This is a genomic window from Ruegeria sp. AL12, from assembly GCF_056540885.1.
Genome location: NZ_JBQFXN010000004.1, coordinates 77,613 through 103,838 on the forward strand (window position 1 = coordinate 77,613; position 26,226 = coordinate 103,838).

Genomic DNA, 26,226 nt, shown 5'->3' on the forward strand with positions numbered 1-26,226 from the left:
CCATGACGACCACATATGAAGATGCAAAACAGCAGCTTTTGGATGCGATGCTGATCCATGTTCCCTTCGACGGGTGGTCGGAATCCAGTTTTCGCGCCTCCATTTCCGACTGTGGTCTGGATGACGGTCTGGCACGCGCGATTTGTCCGCGCGGCGCGGTGGATCTGGCGTTGGCCTACCACGCGCGCGGGGATCAGGCGATGCTGGACCGCATCAAGTCCGAGGACCTGAGCGAACTGAAATTCCGCGACAGGATTGCCGCTGCGGTTCGGTTCCGCTTGCAGGCCGTCGAGGACAAAGAACTGGTGCGCCGGGGCATGACGCTGTTTTCCCTGCCGACACATGCGGCCGACGGTGCCAAGGCGGTCTGGCAGACCTGCGATCTGATCTGGGATGCGCTGGGCGACAGCTCGGATGATGTGAACTGGTACACGAAGCGGGCCACTTTGTCGGGTGTCTATTCCTCGACCCTGCTGTTCTGGCTGGGTGATGACAGCCCGGATCATCAGAACACGTGGGAGTTTCTGGATCGCCGGATCGCTGATGTCATGGAGTTTGAAAAGCTCAAGGCGCAGTTGCGCGACAACCCTGTGTTGAAACCATTTCTGGCGGTTCCGAACTGGCTGGCGGGTCAGGTGAAGGCTCCGGTCAAAATGCGGGCCGATCTTCCGGGAATGCTGAACCCCCGAAAGTAGCGCGTCTTGGTGCTGGGCCTTGGCCCTGATGCCTGCTAGGCATTGGGCAAAGGAGGTGCCTATGACCCAGATGATGCGCGCTGTTGAGATCACCGAACCGGGTGGTCCCGATGTTTTGCAACTGACCGAGCGTCCGATTCCCGAACCGGGTACGGGGCAGGTCGTTCTGAAAGTGGCCTATGCCGGGGTGAACCGCCCGGATGCGTTGCAGCGCGCGGGCGCTTACGATCCGCCGCCCGGTGCCAGCGACCTGCCGGGGCTTGAGGCTTCGGGCGAAGTGGTCTCGGTCGGGGCCGGGGTCGAAGGACTGTCCGTCGGGGATCAGGTCTGCGCGTTGCTGCCGGGCGGCGGCTATGCCGAATATGTCGCCACCCCTGCGGCCCATTGCCTGCCGGTTCCTGCCGGCATGGGAATGAAAGAGGCGGCCTGCCTGCCCGAGACCTTTTTCACCGTCTGGTCCAACGTGTTTACGCGGGGCGGGCTGAAGGCCGGTGAACGATTTCTGGTCCATGGCGGCTCGAGCGGGATTGGCACGACGGCCATCCAGTTGGCCAATGCCTTTGGCGCCCGCGTTTTTGCCACCGCAGGGTCAGATGAAAAATGTCAGGCTTGCGTCAAGCTGGGTGCGGAAAGGGCGATCAACTACCGCGATGAGGATTTTGTGGCCGTCATGCGGGCCGAAGGCGGGGCAAACCTGATCCTCGACATGGTCGGTGGCGACTATATCCCGCGCAACGTCAAAGCTCTGGCCGAGGATGGGCGGCTGGTCCAGATCGCGTTTCTGCAAGGCCCGGTGGTCGAGCTGAACTTTGCCCTGATGATGGTCAAGCGCCTGACCCTGACCGGCAGCACCCTGCGCCCGCAAAGCGATCTGGCCAAGGCCCGGATTGCACAGGACCTGCGCGAAGCTGTCTGGCCTCTGCTTGAGGCAGGCAAGGTTGCGCCTGTCATGGACAGCGAATTTGATCTGGCCGAGGCTGCGGCTGCCCATGCACGCATGGAAAGCTCGGGCCATATTGGCAAGATCGTCCTGAACGTGGCGGGCTGAACTCTGCGCGCGCGGGGCAGACCCGCGCGTTCACGCAACCGCGCGGCGATACAGGTGCCATGTGGCATGGCCCAGAACCGGCATCACTATGATCAGGCCCAACAGCATCGGCACGGCACCCAGAAACAGAAGGGCCGCCACGATGAAACCCCAGGTCAAGATGACGCCGGGGTTGTGACGCAACACGCGAAACGACGTCACGACCGCCACCGGCAATCCGACTTGCCGGTCCAGAAGCAACGGAAAGCTGACGACGCTGATCGCCAGAGCGCAAAGAGCAAACACGAACCCAACGGCGAGTCCGACAACCATCATGGTCCAGCCGGCAACCGTAGTGACGGCCTGCTTGGCAAAAGTGCCAAGTGACGCGGGGACTTCTGGCCCCATTGTATGCGTGTAGATGCTCTGCGCCACCATTAGCCAGATCAGCAGAAGCATCACCAGATAGAAGCCCAAAACCAGAATTGCGCCGAAAGCCGGAGAGCGGAATACACCGAACGCATCCAACCAATGCACCGTGCTGCCTTGTTCTCGCTTGCGGCTGATCTCATACAGCCCCACAGCTGCGACTGGACCGATCAAGGCAAAACCGGCGACCAGAGGCGCCAGAAGTGGCACCATGTTGACGTTCAGGGCAAAGCCGAACATCAAAAGCCCCGCAATCGGGTATATCAGCACAATGAATATGGCATCCGCCCGTGTTTCGACAAAGTCGTGATACCCCGCCTTCAGACAGGCGCGCAGATCTTGTATTGTCAATGTCTGCACCATCGGCAAATGCTTGGTATCTGCGCTTCCGAGTTTTGAAACGCTGTCCGAGACATGATCACTGGCCGCCCCCAGATTCTGGGCCGCCCAACTGATCGGATTTCCGATTGTTTTAGCCATTTTCATCCCCTTTCCTGGCGAGATTTGCGCCGCGGAATGGATCCGGCATTAAGTTGTCCGTGGCCGGACCAGCCGACAACGCCTGATCGCAGTATAGCACAGTTTGGCGGAATCCTGATCAACACTCTGATATCTGACGATTGCTCCGCATCGCAGTCATGTTAGCTTGATGTCAGGCAAGAGGAGGTCAGGATGCAGACAACAGCGAAAACGGTGGTATTGCACGAATTCGGCGGGCCCGAGGTTCTGCGGATCGAAGACAGGCCATTGGGCGACCCCGGACCGGGTGAAATACGTATCCGTCATCATGCCTGCGGTCTTAATTTCATCGATGTTTATCAACGCACTGGATTGTACCCCCTGGAGCTCCCCCATGCTTTGGGGATGGAGGCGGCGGGTGTTGTCGAGGCCGTCGGGGAAGGGGTAACGCACCTGCAACCCGGTCAACGGGCCGCGTATGCCGCAGCCCCACCCGGCGCGTATTGCGAGGCCCGCGTAATGCCTGCGGCACAGGTGTGCCCTTTGCCGGATGGCATCGCTTTCGACGCTGCTGCGGCAATGATGTTGAAGGGTTTGACGGTTGAATACCTGTTTCACCGAACCACTCCGCTGAAACGCGGGGATACGGTGCTGTTCCACGCAGCGGCGGGTGGGGTCGGACTGATCGCCTGCCAATGGGCGAAGTCCGAAGGGATCACTCTGATTGGCACGGCGGGAACCGACGAGAAGTGCAGCCTCGCCCGGTTCAACGGGGCCGCGCATTGCATCAACTACCGATCTGAGAATTTCGCCGAACGGGTGGCCGAGATCACCAAAGGCAAGGGTGTGGATGTGGTCATGGATTCCGTGGGGGCGGACACGTTCGACAGATCGTTGAACTGCCTGAAACCCTTGGGAATGATGATTTCCTTCGGCAACGCCTCAGGGCCGGTGCCGCCATTCGATATCGGTGTTCTGGGCCAGAAAGGATCGCTCAAGATTACCCGCCCCACTTTGTTCACCCATATTGCGGACCACTCCGTCTGTCAGGCAATGGCACGCCGCTTGTTCGGCAAGGTCGAGGGCAGAGAGGTCAAGATCCACATTGATCAGCGCTTTGCGCTGGATCAGGTGGCCGATGCACATCGCGCGTTGGAAGCGCGGCAGACGACCGGCAGTACGATTCTGGAACTTTGATGCGAAACCCGGCCTGTCAGGCCGGGTTCAACTTTATCCGGAGTGCCGTTCAGAACCGGTAAGAGACACGAACCTGCAATGTGGTTGCGTCGACATCCACATTGTTTCCGTTGAAGTTATCGAATTCGTGGTACAGCAGCTCTCCGCCAATGCTGACATTTGGGGCCACGATCTGTTCATAGCCTGCGCCGATGAACCACCCGTCATCACTGCCCAGGGTGTCGGTGCCCGCTTCGGCGTAGCCTGCCGTGCCGTACAGCAGACCTTGCGGGTTTACCTTGTAGCCGGCGCGCGCTTTCAACCGCCAGACATCTTCGACAGTTGCCGCGCCGGACAGGCCCACGTCAGTCCAGTCATAGTCAAATCCGCCGCCAACGACCCAGTCGCCCAGATCATAGTCGTAGCCCAGGATGATACCACCGATCGCGCCATCGCCATCGACACCGGACAGGCTGGTGTCTACATCGGCATAACCCAGTTGCAGACCGCCATAAAACCCGGTCCAGTTGCCCGAGGATTGTGCCATTGCCGATCCCGCGACCACGGTTGCGACAGTAGTGATGAGAGCCAATTTCAAAGTCATCTCATTTCCTTTCGATTGTCACTCTGCTCCAGTGAAATTCGGTTCACTTATGCAGACAGTTACGATCCGCGAACGTCATCGGATCAGTGATACCTACGAACCCCTGCCCGAATTCTGGCTCTGAAACGTGAAAAGACACGCCGGGGGGCCTTTGAAATCGGGCACTTCTGATACTGATGAGATAGGAAGAAACGAGAGGTCTTCAAACGATATGCGGCGGCGGAACACTCCGCCGCCGACACATCTGAAGATTTAGGCGGATTATTGCTTTTGCAATTCAGCAGGGGTCTTGTCCGCGATGTTTTCCCAGTTTGCACTTGCGCTTTCGATAAAGCCCGGGATGTCGCCTTCCCAGCGTTCCTGGATGTCTTTCGACAAGTTCAGGTACAGTTTGTTGTCGACGATTTTCCAGTGGTTCGGGTCACCGTCGAACTTGAAGCCCATGGCTGTACCGAAGGCGCAATAGCCGCCATAGGCAGGCAGGTAAGCTTCCGGGTTGGCTTCAAAGGCGGCTTTGTTTTCCTCGGACGAGAAACGGTACAGCGCATCGTCGTGTAGCGCGGTGATGCGATAGTCGCCCTTGGTCGCTTCACCGACGGTGAAATAGGCAACCGGGTCATAACCCTGCATGGCCAGACCGGTCGAGCTTGCGTTGATGTCCACTCCAGCGGCCAGTGCGGATGTTGCCAGCGCAACGGACAGAGCGACGCCACCGATCAGAGATTTAAACTTGTTCATTGTTCCACCTTTCGTGAAAGGAGCCTCCTCTGTGTGCGGATCGAAGGCCCCGGATTGTTGTCCTGTGTGGCCCGTAATTGACCGTCACGACAGCGATCTGGGAAGCAGGCGGATCACGTTCAAAACAATGAATCGTGATTGTGCGTCAGAGAGGAACGTCTGTTCAAAAATGCAGGCCTGACATTACGCGTCCGGTTCAAAATCCAGAACAAACGCGATGACTTTGCTGGCCGCCATTTCACAAGGCCTCAGCAGCGCGCCGCTGATGCGTGTCTGATACAGATTCATGCTGATATAGTCGGTGCCGCCCAGTTCGCGTGCAACCAGCTTGTGGGATTTCCCCTTTGCCATCTGTTGGCGCACGACGACATAGCGCCGGTTCCCCGATGTACCGGCAAACCTGCCCTCGGGCAGTGCGAAAAACGCGGAAACGAAAGCGTCCGGCGGTGTCACGATTTTCCGATTTTCGGTTCAGTCCCGGCCTTGATCCGTGCGACGTTGGTGCTGTGACGCCAATAGATCAGAAGGGTCAGGATAATCCCAAGGATAAAGGATTGTCCGTTTGTCAGAACCAGTACCCAGGTCGTTGAAAGCGCGGCCGCGGCCAGTGCGCCGACCGAGGATATCCGCCAGATCGCCGCCGCCACCAGCCAGCTGAGACAGCACGCAACACCGACGCGCCAGTCCAGCGCCAGCCAGAGGCCCAGAAAGGTCGCCACGCCTTTTCCGCCCTTGAAACCCAGCCAGATGGGAAAGCAATGACCCAGAAAGGCAAAAAGGGCTGCGATCTGCGCGGCGTCTTCTCCGGCATAAGCACGGGCAATCAGAACCGCCGCCGCGCCCTTGGCCGCGTCGAACAGCAAGGTCAGCGCCGCGGCGGCTTTGTTGCCGGTGCGCAGGACATTGGTTGCGCCGATATTTCCGGATCCGATTTCGCGCAGATTTCCCAGCCCCATGACCTTTGCAAGCAGCAGGCCGAAGGGAATGGAGCCCAAGAGATATCCAACCACCGCCCATTGGAGCAGTTCGCTGGTCGAGTTGTCGATCGGGGGCATCAGGAACTCCGGAACACTTCTTTACCTGCAACATAGGTCGAAATGACCTTACCTTGCATCCGCTGGCCGTCAAATGGCGTGTTCTGAGATTTGGATTTTAAGGCAAAGCGATCAAGCACAAAAGGCACATCCGGGTCGAACAGAACCAGATCCGCCGGTGCGCCTTCCGACAATCGGCCGCTTTCCAAACCAAGCCGTTTGGCCGGGTTCAATGCCATCGCCCGGAACAGGGTCGGCAGGTCCAACTGGTCGGCATGATACAGGCGCAATGCCGCCGGCAAGAGCGTTTCCAGCGCCACCGCGCCCGAGGCGGCCTCTTCAAACGGCAGGCGTTTGCTTTCTTCGTCCTGCGGCGTGTGCATCGAACTGATCGTGTCGATCAGGCCGGTGCGCACCGCCTCGATCACCGCCTGCCGGTCATCCTCGGACCGCAGCGGAGGCTTGACCTTGAAGAAGGTACGATAGTCGGCCACGTCCAGTTCGTTCAGCGTCAGGTGATGGATCGAGGTGCCGGCAGTGATGTCCAGCCCGTTGCGCTTGGCCCGTTCCAGCGCGGGCAGGGCGCGGGCGGTGGTGATCTGGTCGGCGTGATAGGCCGCGCCCGTCATTTCCAACAGCGCGATGTCACGGTCCAGCCCCATGCGCTCGGCCATGGGCGAGACCGCAGGCAATCCGCGCAGGACGGCGAATTTGCCGCTGGTGGCCGCGGCGCCATGGCTCAGGCCCGGATCTTGCGGGTGGGCAATCACCAGCGCGCCGCAGGATTTCGCATAGGTCAGTGCGCGGGAAAACACCTTGGTATTGGTGATGACGTGATCGCAATCGGTAAAGGCCACGGCGCCTGCGTCCTGCAAGAACCCGATTTCCGTCATCTCACGCCCTTCGCGCCCCTTGGTCAGCGCGGCCATCGGCAGCACGTTGACCGGCGCATCCGCCTGCGCGCGCCGGGTCGCGAATTCCAGCGTTTCTGGCGTATCGACCGCGGGCAGTGTATCCGGGCGGGTGACAATGGTGGTGACACCACCGGCTGCGGCAGCGAGGCCTGCGGATTTGTAGCTTTCCTTGTGCCGTTCGCCCGGCTCACACACCTTGACGCCGATATCGACGATGCCGGGGGCGAGGCACTTGCCCCCGCAGTCGATGACCTGGGTGTCAGCAACGGGCGCGTCGCCGTTGCCCTTGCCGTGAATGAGGCCGTCGGCAATGTGCAGCCAGCCAGGACTGTCCGTGCCGGTTTCAGGGTCGATCAGGCGGGCGTTGGTGAAGATCAAGGCGGTCATGTATGGGTCTCTCGGGCTTGGGTCAGCGCGGCCAACGCGGCATCCGGGTCGGGCAGATGGTCGAATCTGAAAAAGGGGTGGCGGTTAAAAACCACCGCTGAGGGCACAGTGCGGAAATTCAGGAACCGGTTGATTTCAAGTTTCTTGGTTTTTAGTTCTTTGTTGACTTGCCACGCGTTCTGCGGCGTCACAACATAAACGCGTTGCAAGCGAACAAAGCGGTCCGCCCACATCACGAATGCCAGCACGCCCGTGCAACTGATCAGCTTCCAGAAATCCCGCACCGAGTCGACAATCCACGGGCTGGCGAACCACGCCAGACCGACAGAGCCGATCAAAATCCTGTAGGACCAACCCAGATGAGGTGGGAAGAAACCGTTATGCGGCCGCCCGAACCATAGAACCTGTTCGCCCTCTGGTATCTTCTCGCGCCACCATTCGTCGCTCATCCCATCGCCCTTTCAATCGCGGCTTTGGTGGCGGCCGGGTCTGACTGGTACTTGATCAGATGCTTGTCGCCGGTTTTGGTGACAACCTGGACGAAGCTGCCCATGATATTCACGGCGGTGATCTGGTTCAGCGGCACGCTGCGTCCGCCGGGACCGGTCAGTGCGGTGTCTGACAATTGCCAATTCGAGACCAGTTCTTCCGAGGCCAGATACCACGCGCGAAAGCCGATGGCGGCCAGGCCAGCTGGGGCTCCGGTCCAGACGTAAGGATTGCCGATCAGCCACAGCACGGCCATTGCACCGGCCATGGCCACAGCAGCCAGCCATGCATTTGTGCGGATATAGGCCCCTTTGTCCGGGGCGAAGATCACAGGATCAGCCATAAGATGCCTCCGATGACCACAAGCGCGACCAGTGCGAGAATGGCAGATCCGACGCGGCGGGGGGTGTCACTTGCTGTGGCGGTTTGCGGGGCGGAAAAGGGTTTGGCGCTTTCGGTTTCGATGATCCCCCCGGTCCAGTTCGTGGCCTCTTCCGTGAACAGGCCGATCAGGCGCAGGCGCGGATCGGGGTTCAGCGTCGCCGGGTGTCCGTTGAAAGCCGCGCTGCGAAGGACCATGACCCAACCGTCGATAGTGGCCAGAGCATCCCGGTCCAACTGGTCAGCGGGCACGCCGCAGCCCTCGGTCAGATAGCCGTAAAGGCCGAGGTCCTCGAGGTCGGAGACCGGGAATACATCGATGTGGCTGGGGTCCAGCCCGTCGACCCCAAGCGCCTGATCGGCGGCACCCGGTTCGCGCAGGAACTTTGCCTCTTCCGGGCGCATGTCCAGCGTGAACAGGCGCAAAACGCCGCGTTCGTGGGGGGCAACGGTCAGATCGCTCATGCGGCCTCGCGCAGGTTGCGCGCCAGCAAATCCATCGCGGCCATGCGGACGGCGACGCCCATTTCCACCTGTTCCTGAATGACGGATCGGTTGATGTCGTCCGCCAAGGTGCCGTCGATCTCGACCCCGCGGTTCATCGGGCCGGGATGCATCACGATCGCGTCCGGCTTGGCCTGCGCCAGCTTTGCGGCGTCCAGACCGTAGCGGTGGTAATATTCGCGTTCCGAGGGGATGAACCCGCCATCCATCCGCTCTTTCTGAAGGCGCAGCATCATGACGACGTCAACGTCCTTGAGGCCCTCGTTCATGTCGTCATAGATTTCGGCCCCGAACTCGGCGAACTGGCTGGGCACCAGCGTCGGCGGGCCAATCAGGCGGATGCGGTTTTCCATCTTGCCCAGCAGGATCAGGTTCGATCGGGCGACGCGGGAATGGGCGACATCGCCGCAAATGGCAATGCTCAGCCGGTGCAGGCGACCTTTGGCGCGACGGATGGTCAGGGCGTCCAGCAGGGCTTGCGTGGGGTGTTCATGTTTGCCGTCACCGGCGTTCAGAACGGCACAATTGACCTTCTGCGCCAGCAGATCGACCGCGCCGGAATGCGGGTGCCGCACCACCAGAAGATCCGGGTGCATCGCGTTCAGCGTCATCGCGGTGTCGATCAGGGTCTCGCCTTTTTTGATCGAGCTGGCCTGCATCGCCATGTTCATCACATCCGCACCCAGACGCTTGCCCGCCAGTTCGAAACTGGCCTGCGTGCGGGTCGAGTTTTCAAAGAACATGTTGATCTGGGTCAGCCCCGACAGAACGTCCGAATGCTTGGTCGACTGGCGGTTCATGGCGACATAGGTCTCGGCCAGATCCAGAATTTCGGTGATATCGGATTGCGACAGATGCTCGATGCCAAGAAGGTGACGATGGGCGAAACGCATGGGCGGGCTCCTGTCTGACAATCGCGCCGCTTATAGGAAGCCGGGCGGCGCAAGGCAACCTAAGGTTCCGTACCCTCAGGCAGTTTTTCGCAGCCGCCCTCGGGCAGGCATTGCTCGCCCGGCTTGCACCATTTGCCATAGCCGCAGTCGATCGCCTTGATCGGTACGCAGCCTTGATGCGCCGAGCATTTGAAACCGGGGCGGCATTGTGATCCGGTTTCCTCGCACAGGAACCACCCCGGACGCGAGCAGCCCCCGCCGGGCAGGCAGGACGAGCCACGCGCGCAGGCTCTGCCATCAGCGCATGTGGTCGGTGGCGTCGTATCCAGTTCGGGTGCGCTTCGTTCACACTCGCCACGGCCATTGCAAAAACTGTCGCCCGGACAATCCAGCCGCGATGCGCATTTGTTCAGGCCTGCGGGCGCACATCTGAGTCCACCAGCGACGCAGCGTTCGAACGGACCGCAACTGCGCCCGCCGCCGCAATAGGTGCCGCCCAGTGGAATGCAATGGCCATCGAAACTGCATCTTTGCCCGCCTGAACAACATGTGCTGCCGCATTTGAACTGACCCGCACGGCATTGCCCGTGTTTGTCATGAAATGTGGCCCATGCCGGATCATCGGTGACAACCAGCACTAATCCAATGATGAGGAATCGCAGAAATCTGAGCATCGCATGCCGATGGTCGGCGCGACAGAGCGACCGATCAAGCCCTATTCGCTTTCCCTCAGCCCTCAGGCGGGTAAGTTATCCCTATGGAATCGGGCTTGGACTATTACTCTGCGCGGGCGCTGCTGGAATGGCAGGTCGAACTGGGCGTGACCGAGGCAATCGGTGATGCGCCGGTTGACCGGTACGCGTTGCCCGACACCTCGGCCAAACCCAGGAAACCGGAAACGCCCGCTGCCGCCCCGGCAAAGCCCAGCGATTTGGATCCGGTAGCAATCGCAGGATCCGCAGCACGGGGCGCGGGATCGCTGGATCAGCTGCGCGCAGCGATGGACGCGTTCGAGCATTGCGAGCTCAAGCGCGGTGCGCGGCAGTTGGTCTTTGCCGACGGGACCCCCGGCGCGCGCGTGATGATAATCGGCGAGGCGCCGGGTCGCGATGAGGATCGCGAGGGCAAACCCTTTGTCGGCCGTGCGGGTCAGTTGCTGGACCGGATGCTGGCGGCAATTGATCTGGATCGTCGCGAGAACGTCTATATCACCAATGTGCTGCCATGGCGGCCCCCGCAGAACCGCGATCCCAAACCCGAAGAGATCGGGATGATGAAGCCGTTTCTGGAACGCCACGTGGCCCTGGCCAGACCCGAGGTTTTGGTTGTGATGGGGAATATCAGTTGTCAGGCGGTGCTGGGCAAACGCGGCATCACCCGCCTGCGCGGCAAATGGGATCAGGCAATGGATCTGCCAGTGATTCCGATGTTCCACCCGGCTTACCTGCTGCGACAACCGCAGATGAAACGGCAGGCTTGGGTGGATTTGCTGGAACTGAAAGCGCGGCTGCGAGGTGCAACATGAAAGTTCTGGCATTCTCTGATCTGCACATGGAGCGCAACCGGGCAGCCGATCTTGTTGCCGCCAGCACCGAGGCTGATCTTGTCATCGGTGCCGGTGATTATTGCAATTCGCGTCAGGGGCTGGACGAGGCGATGCAGATGCTGTCCGGCATTTCGGCCCCGCTGGTCCTGATCCCGGGAAACGCGGAAAGCGCAGAAGAACTGGGCAATGCGGCCCCGGACGGTGTTCATGTCCTGCATGGGTCTGGCATGACCATAGACGGCTTGCGCTTGTTTGGCCTTGGCTACGGCGTACCACCGACTCCGTTCGGAGCCTGGTCCTGTGACATGACAGAAGGTGAGGCGTCCGAGATGCTCGACCGGTGTGAGACGGCTGATGTCCTGATCGTTCATTCTCCGCCCAAAGGGTATGGGGATCAGACATCGCAAGGCCTTTCGGTCGGATCAACTGCCATACGAGATGCGGTGGAACGCCTTCAGCCGGGGTTTGCGTTCTTTGGCCATGTGCATGAAAGCTGGGGCTATCGAGGGTCCTTGGGTCGAACACAACTGGCCAATCTGGGACCGAAACCGAATTGGTTTGAAGTAGGCCCATGACCGAAACCTTCCCCTTGTTGGCGCCCATTCGGCAGTTTGTGAACCCCGGGGCGGGATCATTGCCGTCGGAGTGTTTGTCGTGAACGGGCTGCATGTCGGCAACCAGCGCGCCTCGCGTATTATTGGTTGGATCACGGGGCGTATATGTTCCGCCCTCGCGATCCGGCTTGTCATGATGGAAAGGGCCTGACGCAAGATGTCGCGCATTGACGAAACCAAGGAGTTCATCCCCGTCAGAATTGCCGTTCTGACCGTTTCGGACACCCGATCGATGGACGAAGATCGCTCGGGGCAGACATTGGTGGACCGGATCGAAAAAGCGGGCCATGTGGTTGCGGATCGCCAGATCATCCGGGATGAGCGCGACCAGATCGCCGACCAGTTGCGGGCATGGGTGGCGGATGAGCGGATCGATGTCGTGATCTCGACCGGTGGAACGGGTCTGACCGGGCGGGACGTGACGGTCGAGGCGCATCGGGACGTGTACGAAAAAGAGATCGACGCATTCGGCACTGTCTTCACCATCATTTCGATGGAAAAAATAGGCACTTCGGCGGTGCAGTCCCGTGCAACCGGGGGGGTTGCGGGGGGAACATACCTTTTTGCATTGCCCGGCAGCCCGGGGGCCTGCAAGGATGCGTGGGATGGGATTTTGGAAAAACAGTTCGATTACCGGCATCGCCCCTGCAATTTTGTGGAAATAATGCCCAGATTGGACGAACATCTGCGACGGAAGTAGACTGGTCGTACGTTCAATTCCGTATAACCGCTTTGTGGCTTGGCATAATTCGTGATCCGGCTACATGTTGTGGACGGCAGCTTGGTGCAACCGGGGTAACTGTTTGATGCGATTTCTACGGCAGAGTCTTGTCGGTATCTTTCTGGCGTTCCTGACGCTTGCTCTGCTGTTTGTTGCCGCGCAGATCATCATGGGTGCCGTTCAGGACGTCCTGACACGTGAGAACCAGGCGCCCGCCGCCCGCGAACGGGTCTTTGCGGTTGCCGTACGTCAGGCCGAAGCGGAAACCGTAATCCCATATCTCGAAGCATTCGGAGAGGTCCAGAGCCGGCGTAGGCTGGAATTGCGCGCGGCACTGGGTGGCCGCGTTGTCGCCCTGGCAGAGGATTTCGTGGATGGCGGAACGGTGATTGCCGGGGAAGTTCTGGTTGAACTGGATCCGGCGGATGCCCAATCCGCGCTGGATCGGGCTAAGTCAGATCTTTTGGACGCACAATTCGAAGAACGTGATGCCGAACGGTCTTTGCTGCTGGCGCAGGACGAATTGAAATCGGCCGAGGCGCAAGCCGAACTGCGGGAACGGGCGCTGCAACGGCAACGCGATCTGGAGTCCCGAGGGGTAGGCGCCGCCGCCAGCGTGGAAGAGGCTGAACTGGCGGCTGCTTCGGCACAACAGGCCGTTCTGGCGCGCCGTATCGCGCTTGCACAGGCTGAATCCCGCGTCGATCAGGCAACGACGTTGTTGGCGCGCGCGGTGATTGCCTTGGAGGCGGCGGAACGCGATCTTGACGATATGACCATTCGAGCCGGATTCAGCGGTACCCTGACCGATGTGACGCTTGTGGAAGGGCGGTTGGTGTCGGCGAATGAAAAACTGGCTGAACTGGTTGATCCAAACGCGCTTGAAGTGGCGTTCCGGGTGTCGACGGCACAATATGTACGTCTGTTGGACGAGAATGACAGGCTGATCAACGCACCGGTCACGGTTTCGCTTGAAGTGACGGGCACCGATCTGACCGCGACTGGTCATATCAGCCGCGACAGCGGTTCTGCCGGTGAGGGTCAGACCGGACGCTTGATCTATGCGCGTCTGCAAGAGGCATCCGGTTTCAAGCCCGAAGACTTCGTCACCGTCTCGGTTCAGGAACAACCGCTTGCCAATGTGTTCCGCTTGCCGTCTTCGGCATTGGACGCATCGGGAACGGTTCTGGTGCTGGGTGCGGATGACCGTCTGGAAAGTTTGCCGGTGCAGCTTGTCCGCAGACAGGGTGACGAGGTTTTGCTGCGGGGCGACGGGTTGGAAGGGCGCGAGGTTGTGATCGGACGCACGCCGTTGCTTGGATCTGGCGTGCGGGTGCGGCCCTTGCGGCTTGAGGCCGGGGCAGACCCGGGCATGGTCGAACTTTCAGATGCGAAACGCGCTGAACTCGTGGCCCGGGTCGAGGCCAACGAATCCATGCCTCAGGATGAAAAAACCCAGGTTCTGGGTCAGTTGCGCGAAGCGCGCGTCCCTTCATCTCTGGTGCGGCGCATTGAAACCAAGGCCGGGGGCTGAGCGTCATGATGCGCGAGATACCTGGCGCAGCGGGTGGCCTTCTCAGCTATTTCACACGGCACCGGACGGTCGCCAATTTGCTGCTGCTGGTGATGCTGGTTCTGGGTGCAGCGGCTATCCCGAACATGCGGGCACAGTTCTTTCCGGATGTCATTCTGGAACGGGTTGATGTCACCGTCTCGTGGGAAGGTGCAGGCCCCGAGGATATGGATGCCGGTATTGTGCAGGTGCTGGAACCCGCGCTGCTGGCTGTTGAAGGCGTGACCAGCACCGAGGCCAGCTCGCACCCGGGGTGGACCCGCGTCAGGCTGGAGTTCGAGGCGAACTGGGATATGTCCCGCGCGGTCGAAGAGGTTCGGACTGCGATAGACGGTGTAACGGATCTGCCCGAAGGATCCGAAGAACCCGAGATCAAACGGGGCGCGTGGCGGGATCGGGTGACGGATCTTGTCATCAGCGGCCCGACCGATACCAACCAATTGGCTAAACTGACGGATGAGCTTATCAACCGTTTGTTCACTGCCGGTGTCACCCGCACGACCATTCGGGGAATTGCGGCGCCACGGATCGTTGTCGAAGTTCCTACGGCGCAGCTGATCGCCAACGATATTTCCATGGCGGATATCGCTGCAGCGATTGGAGCCGAGGTAAACACCGATCCTGCGGGCGAAGTGGAAGGCGTTGGCGCACGCATTCGGGCTGGGATTGAAAAACGCAGTCCGGAACAAATCGAAGGAATTGCGCTCCGGACAAATGCCGATGGGTCGAAACTCAGGGTCGGCGACATAGCAGTTATCCGGGTCGAAGGGGTGACGCGGCACCGCAGTTACTTTGTCGGTGACCACCCGGCCATGTCCATAAGAGTGGACCGGTCAAATCAGGGCGATGCGATAGCCATCCAGCACACTGTCGAGGACGTGGCCCGCGCCATGCAGGCCAGCGTTCCTGAAGGCGTGAAGATCGAGCTGATCCGCACCCGGGCTCAGGCAATCACCGACCGGCTGAACATCCTTGTCGACAATGGGCTGATGGGCCTTGGCCTTGTCGTCTGCCTGTTGTTTCTGTTCCTGAATGCGCGCATCGCCTTCTGGGTTGCCGCAGGGATTCCGGTGGCCATGTCGGCGGCCATTGCGCTGATGTATCTGGGGGGGCTGTCGCTGAACATGGTCTCTCTGTTCGGCCTGATCATCACTTTGGGGATCGTGGTCGATGACGCCATCGTGGTGGGCGAACATGCCGATTTCCGCGCCCGCCGACTGGGCGAACCGCCTGTGGTAGCCGCTGAACGCGCAGCCCGACGTATGGCGATGCCGGTGCTGGCTGCAACCGTAACGACGGTGATTGCGTTTTTTGGTTTGACCCTGGTCGGCGGACGTTTCGGAGAGCTGATCCGCGATATCCCCTTCACCGTGATCGCGGTTCTGATCGCGTCACTGATCGAGTGTTTTCTGATTCTGCCCAATCACATGGCGCACGCGATTGCGCATTCAGCCAAGGAACACTGGTATGATCTGCCAAATCGCGTCGTCAACCGCGGTTTCCGCTGGGTTCGGGACCACCTGTTCCGCCCGCTGATCGCCTGGGTGATCTGGGCGCGCTACGTTGTTGTGGCGCTGATGATCGCCATATTGGCCAGCCAGATCGCCCTGTTCATCCGTGGTGACGTCAACTGGCGCTTTTTCAATGCACCAGAGCGAAGTTCCGTGACCGGCGGCTTTATCATGCGCGAAGGCTCAACGCGATCAGATACGCTGGAAATGATGCGCCTTCTGCAACAGGCGGTCAATGACCTGGGCCAGATCTATGAAGAGCGTCATGGGCGCAATCCGATCGACTATGTCCTGGCCGAGGTTGGCGGCAATGCAGGCCGACAGCTGGCTGCTGCGGATGGCAAGGATGGCAGTTTGCTGGGGGGAATCTCGATCGAACTCATCGATGCCGATCTGCGCCCTTATTCGAGTTTCGAATTCGTCGGAGAGTTGCAGGAATTCGCGCCGCGCCATCCCAAGCTCGAAGTGATCAGCTTCCGGGGGTGGCGCTCTGGACCGGGTGGCGACGCCATCGACGTGCAGTTTTTCGGCTCTGACGTGAGCGTTCTCAAGGCCGCGTCCGAAGACTTGCAGGCCGAGCTGTCGAAATTTCCCGAAGTCTCGGCGCTGGAAGACAACCTGGCTTATGACAAGGAAGAGTTCATCCTGGACCTGACTGCACAGGGAGAGGCGCTGGGTTTCAGGATAGAAACGCTTGGTCGCGCCCTGCGCAATCGCCTGAACGGTATCGAAGCGGCAACTTTCCCGGACGGGCCACGCAGTGCCGAGATCCGTGTGGAACTGCCTGAAGGCGAACTGACGGCTGATTTCCTCGAGCGTACGCTCATGCGGTCTCCTGATGGGGTTTACGTACCGCTGGCCGACATCGTTTCGGTCGAGCGTGAATCCGGTTTCTCGACGGTTCGGCGCGAAAACGGCCTGAGGGTTGTTTCGGTCTATGGCGACATCTCCGAGGATGATCCGGCACGCGCGGCTGAAATCGAACGGGCGATGCAGGAAGAAATCCTGCCGAATATCGCTGCCGAACGGCAAGTCGAGTGGCGCATGTCGGGCCTGAGCGAACAGGAAAATGAATTCCTTGCCGAAGCCCGCACCGGTTTGATCCTGTGCCTGACAGGTATCTACCTTGTTCTGGCCTGGGTGTTCGCCAGCTGGACACGGCCTGTGGTGGTCATGGCAATCATACCCTTTGGCCTCGTTGGTGCGATCTGGGGCCACTACATCTGGGATGTGCCGCTCAGCATGTTCACGGTGGTCGGGTTGCTGGGCATGACGGGGATCATCATCAACGACTCGATCGTTCTGGTGACGACGATAGATGCGTATCAAAAAGACCGTGGTCTGGTTCCGTCCATTGTCGAAGGGACCGCAGACAGGTTGCGTCCCGTGATGCTAACCACTTTGACCACGGTTCTTGGACTGGCACCGTTGCTTTACGAAGGTTCGCAACAGGCGCAATTCCTCAAGCCGACCGTGATCACGCTGGTTTACGGGCTTGGGTTCGGGATGTTGCTGGTTCTGATCCTGGTGCCTGCCCTGTTGGCGATCCTCAATGACGTGGCGCGCCCTATGACAGCCATGCGCCGTGCCGCGCGGGCACCCGACCGGGTGGTTCGCGGGGCGCTGGCGGCAACCGGGGCCGCTTTGGCTGTTTGGTTCGGCCTGACGATGATTTGGCCCGCGGTTACAGGCGCGCCGCTTGGCGTGCTGCAAGGCCTCTATGCGGGTGGAGATGGCATTGCGGTGCTGCGAATGGGGTTGGGTGCATTCCTGGCCGGGGCAATTCTGATCGTGGTCCTGAGCGTGGTCCTGTCAGGTTTGCTTTATGGGCGGCTGACAAGATCGGCCGATGCCTGATCCGCGCGGATCGCGTGTTCCAAAAGGTCGATGACCCGCGCGCTCATCGGCAGGTCGCCCCGGCGTATCTGCTCGATGGTAAACCAGCGGGCATCCAGCGCGTCGTCACCAGCCTGTGGTGTGCCGGAGCGATAGCGGCAGGCAACGCCGACCAACAGGTAATGGGACAAAACCTGCCCCGCCTTGTCGTGACGCAGCAGATCCAGATTTCTCAAGTAATGAGACGGTTCCGCAATCACCGAGGTTTCTTCCCGCAACTCGCGCTGCGCCGCCTGCAGAACGGTTTCACCCCACTCTACGTGGCCGCCGGGGAACCCCCACAGCCCTTTGTCGGGCTGTTTGCTGCGCTGAACCAGAAGAACCTTGTCCTGATGCAGAACAACCGCCAATGCACCGATCTTGGGGGATTGGCTCATGCATTCAGCCCGCGCTACAGCCCAGAATATCCACCGCGTGATCGGACCCAAGAACGGTGATCCGGATCTCGGACCGGTCCAGCGCAAAAGGTGCACCTGATGCGTGTATGATTTCCGCTTCGGCCACCAATGTATCCCCCTGCCTCTGAGATACGGGTTGCGAGGCCCATAGCGAAGGATTGCCGGGTTCGATCACGGCGACTTCTCGACCACCTGCCGACGGCATCGTCATCCGCGCCTCGATCCGCATCCCATCTTTCGTGGGCGTCAGGTTGCAGGTGGTCTTGGTGACACGGGCTTCGCGCGCGGAATAGGGTCTTTGCGCCATCGCTGCGGCAATCGCCGGGTTGCGATCAGCTTCGGCGTCCAGCGTGTGGTCGAAATCCAGGCGTTCCGGGATGCAAACGTCTTTGCAGACCCCAAGATCCATCCTGCCTTTCAGACGGACCGGTTTTGCCGGGTTGCGCGGAGTGACCTTGATGGGCAGGACCAGCTGATTTTCATAGCCAATCGATTGCAGGCCATTCTGGTCAAAGACTTCGGGCGAGGGCCAGATGATTTCCACCTGGCCGACATTTCTGGATCGCTTCCAGTCGAACTCTGGCGGGATGCCGGAATCTCCTGGCGCGCGCCAGTAGGTCTTCCAGCCATCCTTGAGCGTAAGTTTCAACGCGGACATATAGGTGCCGTTGGTCGTCCGTCCACCATCCAGAACATCCAGCCGAACCACGTTGTCCAAGTCTTGCGCGGCAACTGGAACGGACAGGCTCAGACACGCGAGCGCGGCGACGGCGGTGGGTTTGATCGGCATCTTCATACCCCATAAATGCGCGTCGATGGCGCGGATTCCAAGTCACGATCCGGTCACCGCGCTGAAATCTGTCGAAATACGGGTTGGTCTCTTGCAAACTGGGGTGCGGCAGGGCCATTGTTGACGTGAACTGACAAAGAGATGACGGCCCATGGACCTGACCGGAAAACTGTTGATTGCGATGCCCGGAATGGGCGATCCGCGATTCGACCATTCGGTGGTGTATATGTGCAGCCATGGCGACGATGGCGCCATGGGATTGATCGTGAACAAGCCTTCGGATCTGCGAATCAAGACGTTGCTGGGGCAACTGAACATCGCCTGCAGTATCCCGGTGATCGGAGAGCGCCTGGTGCATTTCGGTGGCCCGGTCGAGATGTCGCGCGGATTTGTCCTGCACAGCGCCGATTATGAGGCCAATCTGCATTCGATGCATATTTCCGCGGATTTCAGCATGACGGCGACGCTGGATGTGCTTGAAGATCTGGCCTCTGGCAGCGGACCACTGAATTCGATGCTGACGCTGGGCTATTCCGGCTGGGGCCCGGGTCAGCTTGAGGACGAAATAGCGATGAACGGCTGGCTGACCACCGAAGCGACGACGAAACTTGTCTTCGACGTGCCTGATGACGAAAAATGGGAAGCTGCCTTGGCGACGCTCGGGGTGGATCCTCTGACGTTGTCCGCCAGCGCAGGCCGGGCCTGATCAGCTGTCGCGTGGTGCAGCGGCGCGGCGCAGCCTGTCGTTGATTGCGGCCCCCAATCCGGTGTTCGGGATCGGAGATACGGCAATGGGTCGGCCGGTCTCGTTCAGCCTGTGAAGGGCTGCAAAGAGGTTTGCGGCCGCCTCGGTCAGACGTCCTTCGACAGACAGGTTCAGGTCGCAATCCACTGGCCCAAAGCCCAGCAGAACCTCATCCCCGTGACGCGCAGTAGCGTTCAGGCGGACCGGGGCGTCGGGCGCATAATGCGACTGCAACTGTCCCGGAGCGGTCAGCAGATCGCCGGATTGGTGTAGGTGCAGGTGCATGTTCAGCACGCTTTCGATTCGGTCCAACGCAACGCCGCCCGGACGCAGCAATGTGGGCTCTCCGGCCAGACCGACAATGGTGGATTCCAGACCCACCGCACAGGGGCCGTCGTCCAGAACAGCCGCGATCTTTCCGCCAAGACCGGACCACACATGAGCCGCCGTCGTGGGGCTGATCTGACCCGAGGGATTAGCCGAAGGGGCCGCGACCGGTCCGTCAAAGTCGGCCAGCAGCGCACGCGCCGTCGGATGCGCAGGTGCCCGCACGGCCAGAGTGTCCAGCCCGGCGGTCACCAGCGAGGAAACCCCGTGCCCTTCGCGCAACGGCAAAACCAGGGTCAGAGGACCGGGCCAGAAGGCCTGTGCCAGCTGCTCGGCCAGATCCGACCATTGCACAAAGCGCTGGGCCGCTTCGACCGAGGCGACATGAGCGATCAGCGGGTTGAAGCTGGGCCGTCCCTTGGCCTCGTAAATCGATGCGACGGCTTGTCCGTTGCGGGCGTCGCCGCCAAGGCCATAGACCGTTTCGGTCGGAAAAGCGACCAGAAGACCCTGGCGCAAAAAATCGGCAGCCTGCGCGATGCCGCCGGGATCTGCCGTCAATTCCTGTGTGCCGGATGAGATCATATCTGATGACGCCGCGTTTTGGTTGCCTGGAACTTGAGGTAAGGTACGTAATCGGTTCAGGCCCACACGCTTACCGGCGCTTGCACTTGATTCCAAGCCCGCCGATGTATTCCGATCCGTTAAACCCCGAGAGAAATCATGCCCTATCGCGCCCCAATCTCAGATTATCAATTTCTGCTGGACCATGTCGTCGGGTTCGACAAGGTCGCCGCCACCGAGACTTTTGCAGATGCCAGCGCCGATGTCGTCACGGCCATCCTGACCGAAGCGGCCAAGATGAGCGAAGAGGTTCTGGCCCCGTTGCAGCGTGCCGGTGATCTGGAACCAGCGCGGCTTGAGAATGGCGTGCTGCGCAGCTCTCCGGGTTATGCCGATGGCTGGAAGGCGATTGCCGAAGGCGGGTGGATCGGGATCAGCGCTGATCCCCAATATGGCGGAATGGGCCTGCCGATGGCTGTCACCACTGCCGTGAACGAGATGATGAGCGCCGCTTGCCTGTCGCTGCAACTTGCTCCGCTGATGGCGCAGGGCCAGATCGAGGCGTTGGAACACCACGCCAGCGACGAATTGAAGTCACTGTATCTGCCCAAAATGATTTCGGGTGAATGGTCTGCGACCATGAACCTGACCGAAGCTCAGGCCGGATCGGATGTGGGCGCGCTGACCTCGAAGGCCGAACCAAACGGTGATGGCACATACTCGGTGACCGGGCAGAAGATCTTCATTTCCTGGGGCGACAACGACTTTGCTGAAAATGTCTGCCATCTGGTTCTGGCCCGTCTGCCGGACGGTGTGCCCGGCACCAAGGGCATTTCCTTGTTTCTGGTGCCGAAATACATCCCCGATGCGGATGGCAATCCCGGCGTGGCCAACGACCTGAAGGTTGTTTCCGTCGAACACAAGATGGGCCTGCATGGCTCTCCCACCTGCGTGATGCAATATGACGGCGCCAAAGGATGGCTTGTGGGTAAGGAACATGGTGGTATGGCGGCCATGTTTACCATGATGAACAACGCCCGCCTGGGCGTGGGTGGCCAGGGTGTGGGCGTTGCGGAAGGCGCCTATCAGCACGCTTTGGCCTATGCGCTGGAACGCAAGCAGGGCAGGACGCCTTCTGGTACGATCATCGAACATGCGGATGTGCGTCGCATGATCATGGATATGCGCGCCGATATCTTTGCAGCTCGGGCTATTCTTCTGGCCAACGCGACCGCGATTGACATGGCGAAAGCCACCGGCGACGCCGATTGGGCCGCGCGGGCCGCGTTGTTGACGCCAATCGGCAAGAACTTTGGGGCCCGGACCGGGATACGCGTGGCAGAAACCGGCGTACAGGTGCATGGCGGCATGGGCTTTGTCGAAGAAACAGGCGCGGCGCAATATTCCCGCGATGTTCGCGTGACCGCGATTTACGAGGGAACCGACGGCATTCAGGCCATGGACCTTGTTGCGCGCAAAATGATGGACGGGGGCGAGGCGGCATCGAACCTTCTGGACGAGATCGAAGAACAGGCCGAGCACGCGCGTACGACGATGCCCGATCTGGCCGGTCCAGTGTGGGAGGCAACAGAAACCCTGCGCGAGGCAACCGAATGGTTGGTGGCGCAAGACGACATGAACGATCGGTTTGCAGGCGCAACGGCATATCTTCAGGCATTTGCCCGGGTTCTTGGCGGGCATTATCACCTGTCCGCGGCACTGGCCGATCCGGAAGGACCACGGGCCAAACTGGCGCGCTACTACATCAACGCCTTGTTGCCCGAGCATTCCGGGCTTCTGGCGCGGGTGCAAAGCGGCGCGGATGATCTCTTTTCGCTCAGCCCGGATGAGTTGGCGGCGTGATGGACGGGGATCGCGTATCGGGGATCAGATATCCGTGGGCTGAACCGCCCGCGCCGGGCGAAGCCATCGAGGTTGCCGAGGGTGTACTGTGGATGCGCCTGCCTCTTCCGATGGCGCTGGATCACGTCAATATCTACGCGCTGGACGATGGCGAAGGTTGGACGGTGATCGACACCGGGCTGTCGTCGAACAAGACGCGGCGTATCTGGGAAACCCTGATGGGCGGGCCTTTGAAAGGTAAACCGATCACCCGTGTGGTGGTGACGCATCATCATCCTGACCATGTCGGCAATGCCGGGTGGTTTCAGTCGGAACACGAGGCCGAGCTGGTCACAAGCCGCACCTCTTGGCTGTTTGCGCGGATGCTGACGCTGGATGTGCAGGAGGCATGGCCGCAGGAAACGCTTGATTTCTATCGCAGCGCCGGCATGGCACCCGAGGTTCTGAATGCGCGGATGAAGGATCGCCCGTTCAACTTTGCCGACACGGTTTATCCCATGCCGCTGGGCTTTACCCGGATCAAGCAGGGCGACGTGATCCGAATGGGAGGGCGCGACTGGGACGTGCATATGGGCAATGGCCACGCGCCGGAACACGCCACCTTCTGGAGCCGTGACGACAATCTGGTGTTGAGCGGCGATCAGATCCTCAGTTCGATCAGCCCCAATCTGGGCGTCTATGCCACGGAACCGATGGCCGATCCGGTTTCAGCGTGGCTGGAAGCCTGCGAGCGGTTGCAGACGCTTGCCCGGTCCGATCATCTGGTTCTGGGCGGGCACAAGCTGCCGTTTTCGGGCCTGCCGCTGAGGATGAAACAACTGATTGACAACCACCACGGCGCGTTGGGCCGCCTGTTGAAGCATCTGGATCAACCCAGAGCGGCCGCAGATTGTTTTCTGCCCCTGTTCAAACGCACGATCCGCGAAGGCGAATATGGGCTTGCGCTGGTTGAGGCGGTTGCGCATGTGAATCATCTCTACCACATTGGTGCAGTAACCCGGACGCAACGCGCTGACGGGGCATGGCTGTATCAGCGCAAAGGGTAGAAGAATGCAGGACCAGATCGAAACCTCGGCCGAGGCCGCCGAAGCCGCCGCTTTGCCGCGTTGTCACGAGGTGCACGCGGATCCCAATGCCGAATCCGGAGCCAAGGACCTGCCCGAGGGGTTGAGGAAGCCTGTTGCCAACAAAAGCCCGGCGCAATGGGCTTACGAGCGTCTGATCATGTATATCCAGAACTTTGAAAAGACGCTGGACGGCAATCACGAAGTCGCCATGGGCTTTACCGGTGGCGATGCCGGCGTCATGCGGATCGAAGGGATGGGGTATTTCGACCCCGACATGATCACCTTTTACGGATCCGACGGAACCGGGGCCCGCACGCAATTGGTGCAGCATGTCAGCCAGTTGAACGTGATGCTGCGCGCCCTGCCCAAATCGGTCGAGGACAAACCCGCCAACCGAATCGGTTTCCGTCTGGCGGCGGATCTGGAAGACAGCTGACTTGCAATTCACGCTTGCGCGCCTTTGAATGACTGCATCAGTCCGGAGGCGCCCACGTGACAAGATTTTTTCAAGCAGTAACACATGCCTATGCAGGTGCCTGGGAACGGCGCCGGGTCTTTGTGCCAATCTATGTCGCAGTGCGCTTGCTGCTGGTGGCGCTGATCGCGCCGGGTGTGGCTGTGGCTGTCAATCTGGCGGTCTCTCTGTCAAATCAGACCGCTCTGACCGATCAGGACATTGCGATGTTCCTGCTGTCTCCGGCAGGGTTCATCGCGGGTGTTGCTGTGCTCAGTCTGTTCTTGCTGGCCGAGGTTCTTGTGTTCGCGGTCATGGCCGGGTCCTTGCGTATGGGAGAAAACGACCCTTGGCGCGCAGGCAGTGCGGCACTGGCACTGAACCTGTCCCGCTTTCCGGCGCTGTTCGGATTTGCCGTTCGGTTCATCCTGCGCGTTCTGCTGCTTGCCTTGCCGTTTGTGGCCGTCGCGGGGGTGATCGCATGGTGGACGCTGACGGAATATGACATCAATTATTACCTGACATTCCACCCTCCGGCCTTTCAGGTGGCCGTGGTTCTGATCGGGCTTGTCGTTCTTGCGTTGGCATGGGTGTTGATCCGCCGTCTGTCGGGATGGGCGCTGGCGTTGCATCTGGTTCTGTTCGAGGGGGCCTCACCACGCGGAGCATTCGCGAAAAGCGAACAAAAGATGGAAGGCAAGCGCGGGCGTTTGAAGATCGAGCTTGCCCTTTGGCTGGGACTGCGGCTTGTGATTGCGGCTTTGATTGCGGCGGTGGCCGGTCTGTTGTTTGCGGTTGTGCCCTTGCAGGAAGGCGGCAACCTCAGACTGGCATTGATATTCAGCCTGGTCATTGCGGGGCTTTGGTCCCTGGCAGGGTTGGTTCTGGCGGCCACGGCGCTAGGCGCATTGGCGGTCTTGCTGGACGGTTTCTTTGAAGCTGAGACCAAGGACGTTCCCCATCCCGAACCCCGAAGGATCCGCGTGCCGGTTCTTGTCACTGTCGTGGCGGCCTTGGCCGCGTTGGGCGTTGGCTTCTGGCTTGGGCAAAGCTTGCTGGAACGCGTGCAGGCGCCGGATCAAGCCGAGGTCATCGGCCATAGGGGCGCTGCGGCTTTGCGACCTGAAAACACAATGGCCTCGGTCCTGAAAGCGATCGAGGATGGTGCGGACTGGGTTGAGATAGACGTCCAGGAAACGGCGGATGATGTGGTTGTCGTGGCCCATGACAGCGATTTCATGAAGTTGGCCGGCGTCAACTTGAAGGTCTGGGATGCGACGATGCAGGATGTGGCTGATATCGACATCGGAAGCTGGTTCGGACCGGAATACGCCGCAGAGCGGACCCCGACCCTGCGAGAGGTACTGGAAGCGGCCAAGGGCAAGTCGAAGGTTCTTATCGAGCTGAAATATTATGGTCACGACGTCGATCTGGAAAATCGGGTGATCGGCCTTGTCGAAGAGCTTGGGATGCAGAACGACGTTGCCACCATGTCGCTGAAATACCCGGCCGTGCAAAAGATGGAAAAGTTGCGGCCCGACTGGCGCTCTGGTGTGCTGGCGGCCACGGCCATTGGGGATCTGTCGGGGTTGGAAGGTGAATTTGTCGCCGTCAATGCAGGCATGGTTACACCTGGGCTGATCCGCAAAGTGCAGGACGCTGGTAAGGATATCTATGTCTGGACGGTGAATGATCCGTTGCAGATGTCCAGGATGGCCTCGATGGGTGTGGATGGTTTGATTACCGACCGCCCGGCCATGGCCAATGAGGTTTTGCGCATACGCGCTGAAATGGGGCCGGGCGAGCGGCTGTTGCTGTGGCTGGCAACCACCTTTGGATTGCAGGTCGATACAGAGGCGATGCGCGATGAAAGTCCTTAATATGGCACTGTTTCTGTCTCTGCTGCCACTGTCGGCATGGGCACAGGATCTGATGCGCGGATTTGAGATGCCGGGCCACCGTGCCCTGATCGAGCAAAGCAAGGACGCCGAACTGACGTCGTTTGAAACCGATGGCTGTTCAGGCGGGTTGTCAGCCAGTTGGCGTTGGGTGGCAAAGCAGTTCCCACAGGTTGGCGCGCTATATCAAGAGCACCCGCCGTGGGAGTACTGCTGCGTCATCCACGACCGGGCATATCACAATGCGGGCGGTGCAGAGACAGCCAACGAAAGCTATGAGGCACGTCTGGCAGCGGATGACGCCTTGCACGCCTGTGTGGTGCAGCACGGAGACGGCCATGCCGAGGAATATGCCGACCAGTACGACATGTCGCCTGAACAGATTCGCAGCGTGCACGCGATTACTGCGGATGCAATGTACGGGGCGGTGCGATTCGGCGGCGGGCCGTGCAGCGGCCTGCCCTGGCGGTGGGGCTTCGGGTATCCCGGTTGTTCGGTCCTCAAGTAACAGCGTCCTGCGCGCGAATGA

At 60.2% G+C, this 26,226-nt stretch carries 28 protein-coding genes; 14 read left to right on the forward strand and 14 right to left on the reverse strand.

From position 1 onward, the window contains the following. Window positions 1-2: 2 nt before the first annotated feature. Both ACR0C6_RS12760 and ACR0C6_RS12765 read left to right on the forward strand, forming a co-directional pair. A complete protein-coding gene (locus ACR0C6_RS12760) occupies window positions 3-695 on the forward strand; it encodes a COQ9 family protein (protein ID WP_480619616.1) in 693 nt (230 codons plus the stop codon). 61 nt (window positions 696-756) lie between these two features. Next, window positions 757-1,743 carry an NAD(P)H-quinone oxidoreductase gene (locus tag ACR0C6_RS12765; RefSeq protein WP_480619618.1) on the forward strand — a complete coding sequence of 329 codons (987 nt, stop codon included), beginning with the start codon at window positions 757-759 and terminating at the stop codon, window positions 1,741-1,743. 30 nt (window positions 1,744-1,773) lie between these two features. On the opposite strand, the gene ACR0C6_RS12770 is transcribed toward ACR0C6_RS12765, so the two are convergent. Next, on the reverse strand, window positions 1,774-2,631 hold the full coding sequence (locus ACR0C6_RS12770) for a DUF2189 domain-containing protein (RefSeq protein WP_480619620.1): 858 nt from the start codon (window positions 2,629-2,631) through the stop codon (window positions 1,774-1,776). A 192-nt stretch (window positions 2,632-2,823) separates the two neighbouring features. Between ACR0C6_RS12770 and ACR0C6_RS12775 the strand changes: the two genes are divergently transcribed. Continuing rightward, window positions 2,824-3,807, forward strand: a complete 984-nt coding sequence (locus ACR0C6_RS12775; RefSeq protein ID WP_480619622.1) for a quinone oxidoreductase family protein — start codon at window positions 2,824-2,826, stop codon at window positions 3,805-3,807. Between the two features lie 49 nt (window positions 3,808-3,856). Here the strand turns inward: ACR0C6_RS12775 and ACR0C6_RS12780 are convergent, their stop codons facing one another. The 10 genes from ACR0C6_RS12780 to ACR0C6_RS12825 all read right to left on the reverse strand — a co-directional run bounded on the left by ACR0C6_RS12780 (window position 3,857) and on the right by ACR0C6_RS12825 (window position 10,328). Further along, on the reverse strand, window positions 3,857-4,390 hold the full coding sequence (locus tag ACR0C6_RS12780) for an outer membrane protein (protein ID WP_152456763.1): 534 nt from the start codon (window positions 4,388-4,390) through the stop codon (window positions 3,857-3,859). Window positions 4,391-4,651: 261 nt separating this feature from the next. Beyond that, window positions 4,652-5,128, reverse strand: a complete 477-nt coding sequence (locus ACR0C6_RS12785; RefSeq protein ID WP_480619624.1) for a YHS domain-containing (seleno)protein — start codon at window positions 5,126-5,128, stop codon at window positions 4,652-4,654. A 183-nt stretch (window positions 5,129-5,311) separates the two neighbouring features. Further along, on the reverse strand, window positions 5,312-5,581 hold the full coding sequence (locus ACR0C6_RS12790; protein WP_171233158.1) for a hypothetical protein: 270 nt from the start codon (window positions 5,579-5,581) through the stop codon (window positions 5,312-5,314). After that, a complete protein-coding gene (plsY, locus tag ACR0C6_RS12795; protein WP_171206089.1) occupies window positions 5,578-6,183 on the reverse strand; it encodes a glycerol-3-phosphate 1-O-acyltransferase PlsY in 606 nt (201 codons plus the stop codon). The genes ACR0C6_RS12790 and plsY overlap by 4 nt, the downstream gene beginning before the upstream one ends. After that, window positions 6,183-7,463, reverse strand: coding sequence for a dihydroorotase (gene pyrC / locus ACR0C6_RS12800; protein ID WP_480619626.1), 1,281 nt, complete (start codon window positions 7,461-7,463; stop codon window positions 6,183-6,185). The genes plsY and pyrC overlap by 1 nt, the downstream gene beginning before the upstream one ends. Then, window positions 7,460-7,912 (reverse strand): hypothetical protein, encoded by a 453-nt coding sequence (locus ACR0C6_RS12805; RefSeq protein WP_480619628.1) that lies wholly within the window; start codon window positions 7,910-7,912, stop codon window positions 7,460-7,462. The genes pyrC and ACR0C6_RS12805 overlap by 4 nt, the downstream gene beginning before the upstream one ends. Beyond that, the gene (locus tag ACR0C6_RS12810) at window positions 7,909-8,295 is read right to left on the reverse strand and encodes a hypothetical protein (RefSeq protein WP_152456769.1); all 387 of its coding nucleotides are present in this window, start codon (window positions 8,293-8,295) and stop codon (window positions 7,909-7,911) included. Before ACR0C6_RS12810 ends, ACR0C6_RS12805 begins: the two co-directional genes overlap by 4 nt. Beyond that, window positions 8,280-8,798, reverse strand: a complete 519-nt coding sequence (locus tag ACR0C6_RS12815) for a hypothetical protein (RefSeq protein ID WP_480619630.1) — start codon at window positions 8,796-8,798, stop codon at window positions 8,280-8,282. Before ACR0C6_RS12815 ends, ACR0C6_RS12810 begins: the two co-directional genes overlap by 16 nt. Then, window positions 8,795-9,730 (reverse strand): aspartate carbamoyltransferase catalytic subunit, encoded by a 936-nt coding sequence (locus ACR0C6_RS12820; RefSeq protein ID WP_480619632.1) that lies wholly within the window; start codon window positions 9,728-9,730, stop codon window positions 8,795-8,797. Before ACR0C6_RS12820 ends, ACR0C6_RS12815 begins: the two co-directional genes overlap by 4 nt. A 409-nt stretch (window positions 9,731-10,139) precedes the next feature. Then, the gene (locus tag ACR0C6_RS12825) at window positions 10,140-10,328 is read right to left on the reverse strand and encodes a hypothetical protein (protein WP_480619634.1); all 189 of its coding nucleotides are present in this window, start codon (window positions 10,326-10,328) and stop codon (window positions 10,140-10,142) included. A 159-nt stretch (window positions 10,329-10,487) separates the two neighbouring features. On the opposite strand from ACR0C6_RS12825, the gene ACR0C6_RS12830 reads away from it, so the two are divergent. The 5 genes from ACR0C6_RS12830 (at window position 10,488) to ACR0C6_RS12850 (ending at window position 17,552) form a co-directional block, all read left to right on the forward strand. Further along, the gene (locus ACR0C6_RS12830; protein WP_480619636.1) at window positions 10,488-11,255 is read left to right on the forward strand and encodes a uracil-DNA glycosylase; all 768 of its coding nucleotides are present in this window, start codon (window positions 10,488-10,490) and stop codon (window positions 11,253-11,255) included. After that, a complete protein-coding gene (locus ACR0C6_RS12835; RefSeq protein WP_480619638.1) occupies window positions 11,252-11,851 on the forward strand; it encodes a metallophosphoesterase family protein in 600 nt (199 codons plus the stop codon). The genes ACR0C6_RS12830 and ACR0C6_RS12835 overlap by 4 nt, the downstream gene beginning before the upstream one ends. Window positions 11,852-12,047: 196 nt before the next feature. Continuing rightward, a complete protein-coding gene (gene moaB, locus ACR0C6_RS12840) occupies window positions 12,048-12,590 on the forward strand; it encodes a molybdenum cofactor biosynthesis protein B (RefSeq protein ID WP_224854752.1) in 543 nt (180 codons plus the stop codon). A gap of 106 nt (window positions 12,591-12,696) precedes the next feature. Next, a complete protein-coding gene (locus ACR0C6_RS12845; protein ID WP_480619640.1) occupies window positions 12,697-14,145 on the forward strand; it encodes an efflux RND transporter periplasmic adaptor subunit in 1,449 nt (482 codons plus the stop codon). Window positions 14,146-14,150: 5 nt separating this feature from the next. Then, entirely contained in the window at window positions 14,151-17,552 is a 3,402-nt protein-coding gene (locus tag ACR0C6_RS12850) for an efflux RND transporter permease subunit (protein WP_480619642.1), read from the forward strand. Here ACR0C6_RS12850 and ACR0C6_RS12855 read toward each other — a convergent pair. Next, the gene (locus ACR0C6_RS12855) at window positions 17,519-17,968 is read right to left on the reverse strand and encodes an NUDIX hydrolase (RefSeq protein WP_480446811.1); all 450 of its coding nucleotides are present in this window, start codon (window positions 17,966-17,968) and stop codon (window positions 17,519-17,521) included. The two genes, ACR0C6_RS12850 and ACR0C6_RS12855, sit on opposite strands and share 34 nt — an antisense overlap. A gap of 4 nt (window positions 17,969-17,972) precedes the next feature. Further along, on the reverse strand, window positions 17,973-18,785 hold the full coding sequence (locus ACR0C6_RS12860; RefSeq protein ID WP_480446810.1) for a protein-disulfide reductase DsbD domain-containing protein: 813 nt from the start codon (window positions 18,783-18,785) through the stop codon (window positions 17,973-17,975). Between the two features lie 145 nt (window positions 18,786-18,930). On the opposite strand from ACR0C6_RS12860, the gene ACR0C6_RS12865 reads away from it, so the two are divergent. Next, the gene (locus ACR0C6_RS12865; RefSeq protein WP_171724292.1) at window positions 18,931-19,485 is read left to right on the forward strand and encodes a YqgE/AlgH family protein; all 555 of its coding nucleotides are present in this window, start codon (window positions 18,931-18,933) and stop codon (window positions 19,483-19,485) included. Here the strand turns inward: ACR0C6_RS12865 and ACR0C6_RS12870 are convergent, their stop codons facing one another. Continuing rightward, entirely contained in the window at window positions 19,486-20,436 is a 951-nt protein-coding gene (locus tag ACR0C6_RS12870; protein WP_480446809.1) for an L-threonylcarbamoyladenylate synthase, read from the reverse strand. Between the two features lie 138 nt (window positions 20,437-20,574). Here ACR0C6_RS12870 and ACR0C6_RS12875 point away from each other — a divergent pair, with 138 nt between their 5' ends. The 5 genes from ACR0C6_RS12875 to ACR0C6_RS12895 are packed head-to-tail and all read left to right on the forward strand — an operon-like array spanning window position 20,575 to window position 26,205. After that, a complete protein-coding gene (locus ACR0C6_RS12875; protein ID WP_480446808.1) occupies window positions 20,575-22,278 on the forward strand; it encodes an acyl-CoA dehydrogenase in 1,704 nt (567 codons plus the stop codon). After that, on the forward strand, window positions 22,278-23,324 hold the full coding sequence (locus tag ACR0C6_RS12880; RefSeq protein WP_480619773.1) for an MBL fold metallo-hydrolase: 1,047 nt from the start codon (window positions 22,278-22,280) through the stop codon (window positions 23,322-23,324). The genes ACR0C6_RS12875 and ACR0C6_RS12880 overlap by 1 nt, the downstream gene beginning before the upstream one ends. Before the next feature lie 4 nt (window positions 23,325-23,328). After that, the gene (locus ACR0C6_RS12885; protein ID WP_480619645.1) at window positions 23,329-23,781 is read left to right on the forward strand and encodes a DUF6173 family protein; all 453 of its coding nucleotides are present in this window, start codon (window positions 23,329-23,331) and stop codon (window positions 23,779-23,781) included. 56 nt (window positions 23,782-23,837) lie between these two features. Further along, entirely contained in the window at window positions 23,838-25,679 is a 1,842-nt protein-coding gene (locus ACR0C6_RS12890) for a glycerophosphodiester phosphodiesterase (RefSeq protein WP_480619647.1), read from the forward strand. Then, window positions 25,666-26,205, forward strand: coding sequence for a hypothetical protein (locus ACR0C6_RS12895; RefSeq protein ID WP_480619649.1), 540 nt, complete (start codon window positions 25,666-25,668; stop codon window positions 26,203-26,205). Before ACR0C6_RS12890 ends, ACR0C6_RS12895 begins: the two co-directional genes overlap by 14 nt. Window positions 26,206-26,226: the final 21 nt, after the last annotated feature.

Bases quoted from the DNA above. Each gene is read 5' to 3' on its own strand.
- ACR0C6_RS12760 (WP_480619616.1), top strand. From the start codon at position 3: ATGACGACCACATATGAAGATGCAAAACAGCAGCTTTTGGATGCGATG.
- ACR0C6_RS12765 (WP_480619618.1), top strand. From the start codon at position 757: ATGACCCAGATGATGCGCGCTGTTGAGATCACCGAACCGGGTGGTCCC.
- ACR0C6_RS12770 (WP_480619620.1), bottom strand. From the start codon at position 2,631: ATGGCTAAAACAATCGGAAATCCGATCAGTTGGGCGGCCCAGAATCTG.
- ACR0C6_RS12775 (WP_480619622.1), top strand. From the start codon at position 2,824: ATGCAGACAACAGCGAAAACGGTGGTATTGCACGAATTCGGCGGGCCC.
- ACR0C6_RS12780 (WP_152456763.1), bottom strand. From the start codon at position 4,390: ATGACTTTGAAATTGGCTCTCATCACTACTGTCGCAACCGTGGTCGCG.
- ACR0C6_RS12785 (WP_480619624.1), bottom strand. From the start codon at position 5,128: ATGAACAAGTTTAAATCTCTGATCGGTGGCGTCGCTCTGTCCGTTGCG.
- plsY (WP_171206089.1), bottom strand. From the start codon at position 6,183: ATGCCCCCGATCGACAACTCGACCAGCGAACTGCTCCAATGGGCGGTG.
- pyrC (WP_480619626.1), bottom strand. From the start codon at position 7,463: ATGACCGCCTTGATCTTCACCAACGCCCGCCTGATCGACCCTGAAACC.
- ACR0C6_RS12805 (WP_480619628.1), bottom strand. From the start codon at position 7,912: ATGAGCGACGAATGGTGGCGCGAGAAGATACCAGAGGGCGAACAGGTT.
- ACR0C6_RS12810 (WP_152456769.1), bottom strand. From the start codon at position 8,295: ATGGCTGATCCTGTGATCTTCGCCCCGGACAAAGGGGCCTATATCCGC.
- ACR0C6_RS12815 (WP_480619630.1), bottom strand. From the start codon at position 8,798: ATGAGCGATCTGACCGTTGCCCCCCACGAACGCGGCGTTTTGCGCCTG.
- ACR0C6_RS12820 (WP_480619632.1), bottom strand. From the start codon at position 9,730: ATGCGTTTCGCCCATCGTCACCTTCTTGGCATCGAGCATCTGTCGCAA.
- ACR0C6_RS12825 (WP_480619634.1), bottom strand. From the start codon at position 10,328: ATGACAAACACGGGCAATGCCGTGCGGGTCAGTTCAAATGCGGCAGCA.
- ACR0C6_RS12830 (WP_480619636.1), top strand. From the start codon at position 10,488: ATGGAATCGGGCTTGGACTATTACTCTGCGCGGGCGCTGCTGGAATGG.
- ACR0C6_RS12835 (WP_480619638.1), top strand. From the start codon at position 11,252: ATGAAAGTTCTGGCATTCTCTGATCTGCACATGGAGCGCAACCGGGCA.
- moaB (WP_224854752.1), top strand. From the start codon at position 12,048: ATGTCGCGCATTGACGAAACCAAGGAGTTCATCCCCGTCAGAATTGCC.
- ACR0C6_RS12845 (WP_480619640.1), top strand. From the start codon at position 12,697: ATGCGATTTCTACGGCAGAGTCTTGTCGGTATCTTTCTGGCGTTCCTG.
- ACR0C6_RS12850 (WP_480619642.1), top strand. From the start codon at position 14,151: ATGATGCGCGAGATACCTGGCGCAGCGGGTGGCCTTCTCAGCTATTTC.
- ACR0C6_RS12855 (WP_480446811.1), bottom strand. From the start codon at position 17,968: ATGAGCCAATCCCCCAAGATCGGTGCATTGGCGGTTGTTCTGCATCAG.
- ACR0C6_RS12860 (WP_480446810.1), bottom strand. From the start codon at position 18,785: ATGAAGATGCCGATCAAACCCACCGCCGTCGCCGCGCTCGCGTGTCTG.
- ACR0C6_RS12865 (WP_171724292.1), top strand. From the start codon at position 18,931: ATGGACCTGACCGGAAAACTGTTGATTGCGATGCCCGGAATGGGCGAT.
- ACR0C6_RS12870 (WP_480446809.1), bottom strand. From the start codon at position 20,436: ATGATCTCATCCGGCACACAGGAATTGACGGCAGATCCCGGCGGCATC.
- ACR0C6_RS12875 (WP_480446808.1), top strand. From the start codon at position 20,575: ATGCCCTATCGCGCCCCAATCTCAGATTATCAATTTCTGCTGGACCAT.
- ACR0C6_RS12880 (WP_480619773.1), top strand. From the start codon at position 22,278: ATGGACGGGGATCGCGTATCGGGGATCAGATATCCGTGGGCTGAACCG.
- ACR0C6_RS12885 (WP_480619645.1), top strand. From the start codon at position 23,329: ATGCAGGACCAGATCGAAACCTCGGCCGAGGCCGCCGAAGCCGCCGCT.
- ACR0C6_RS12895 (WP_480619649.1), top strand. From the start codon at position 25,666: ATGAAAGTCCTTAATATGGCACTGTTTCTGTCTCTGCTGCCACTGTCG.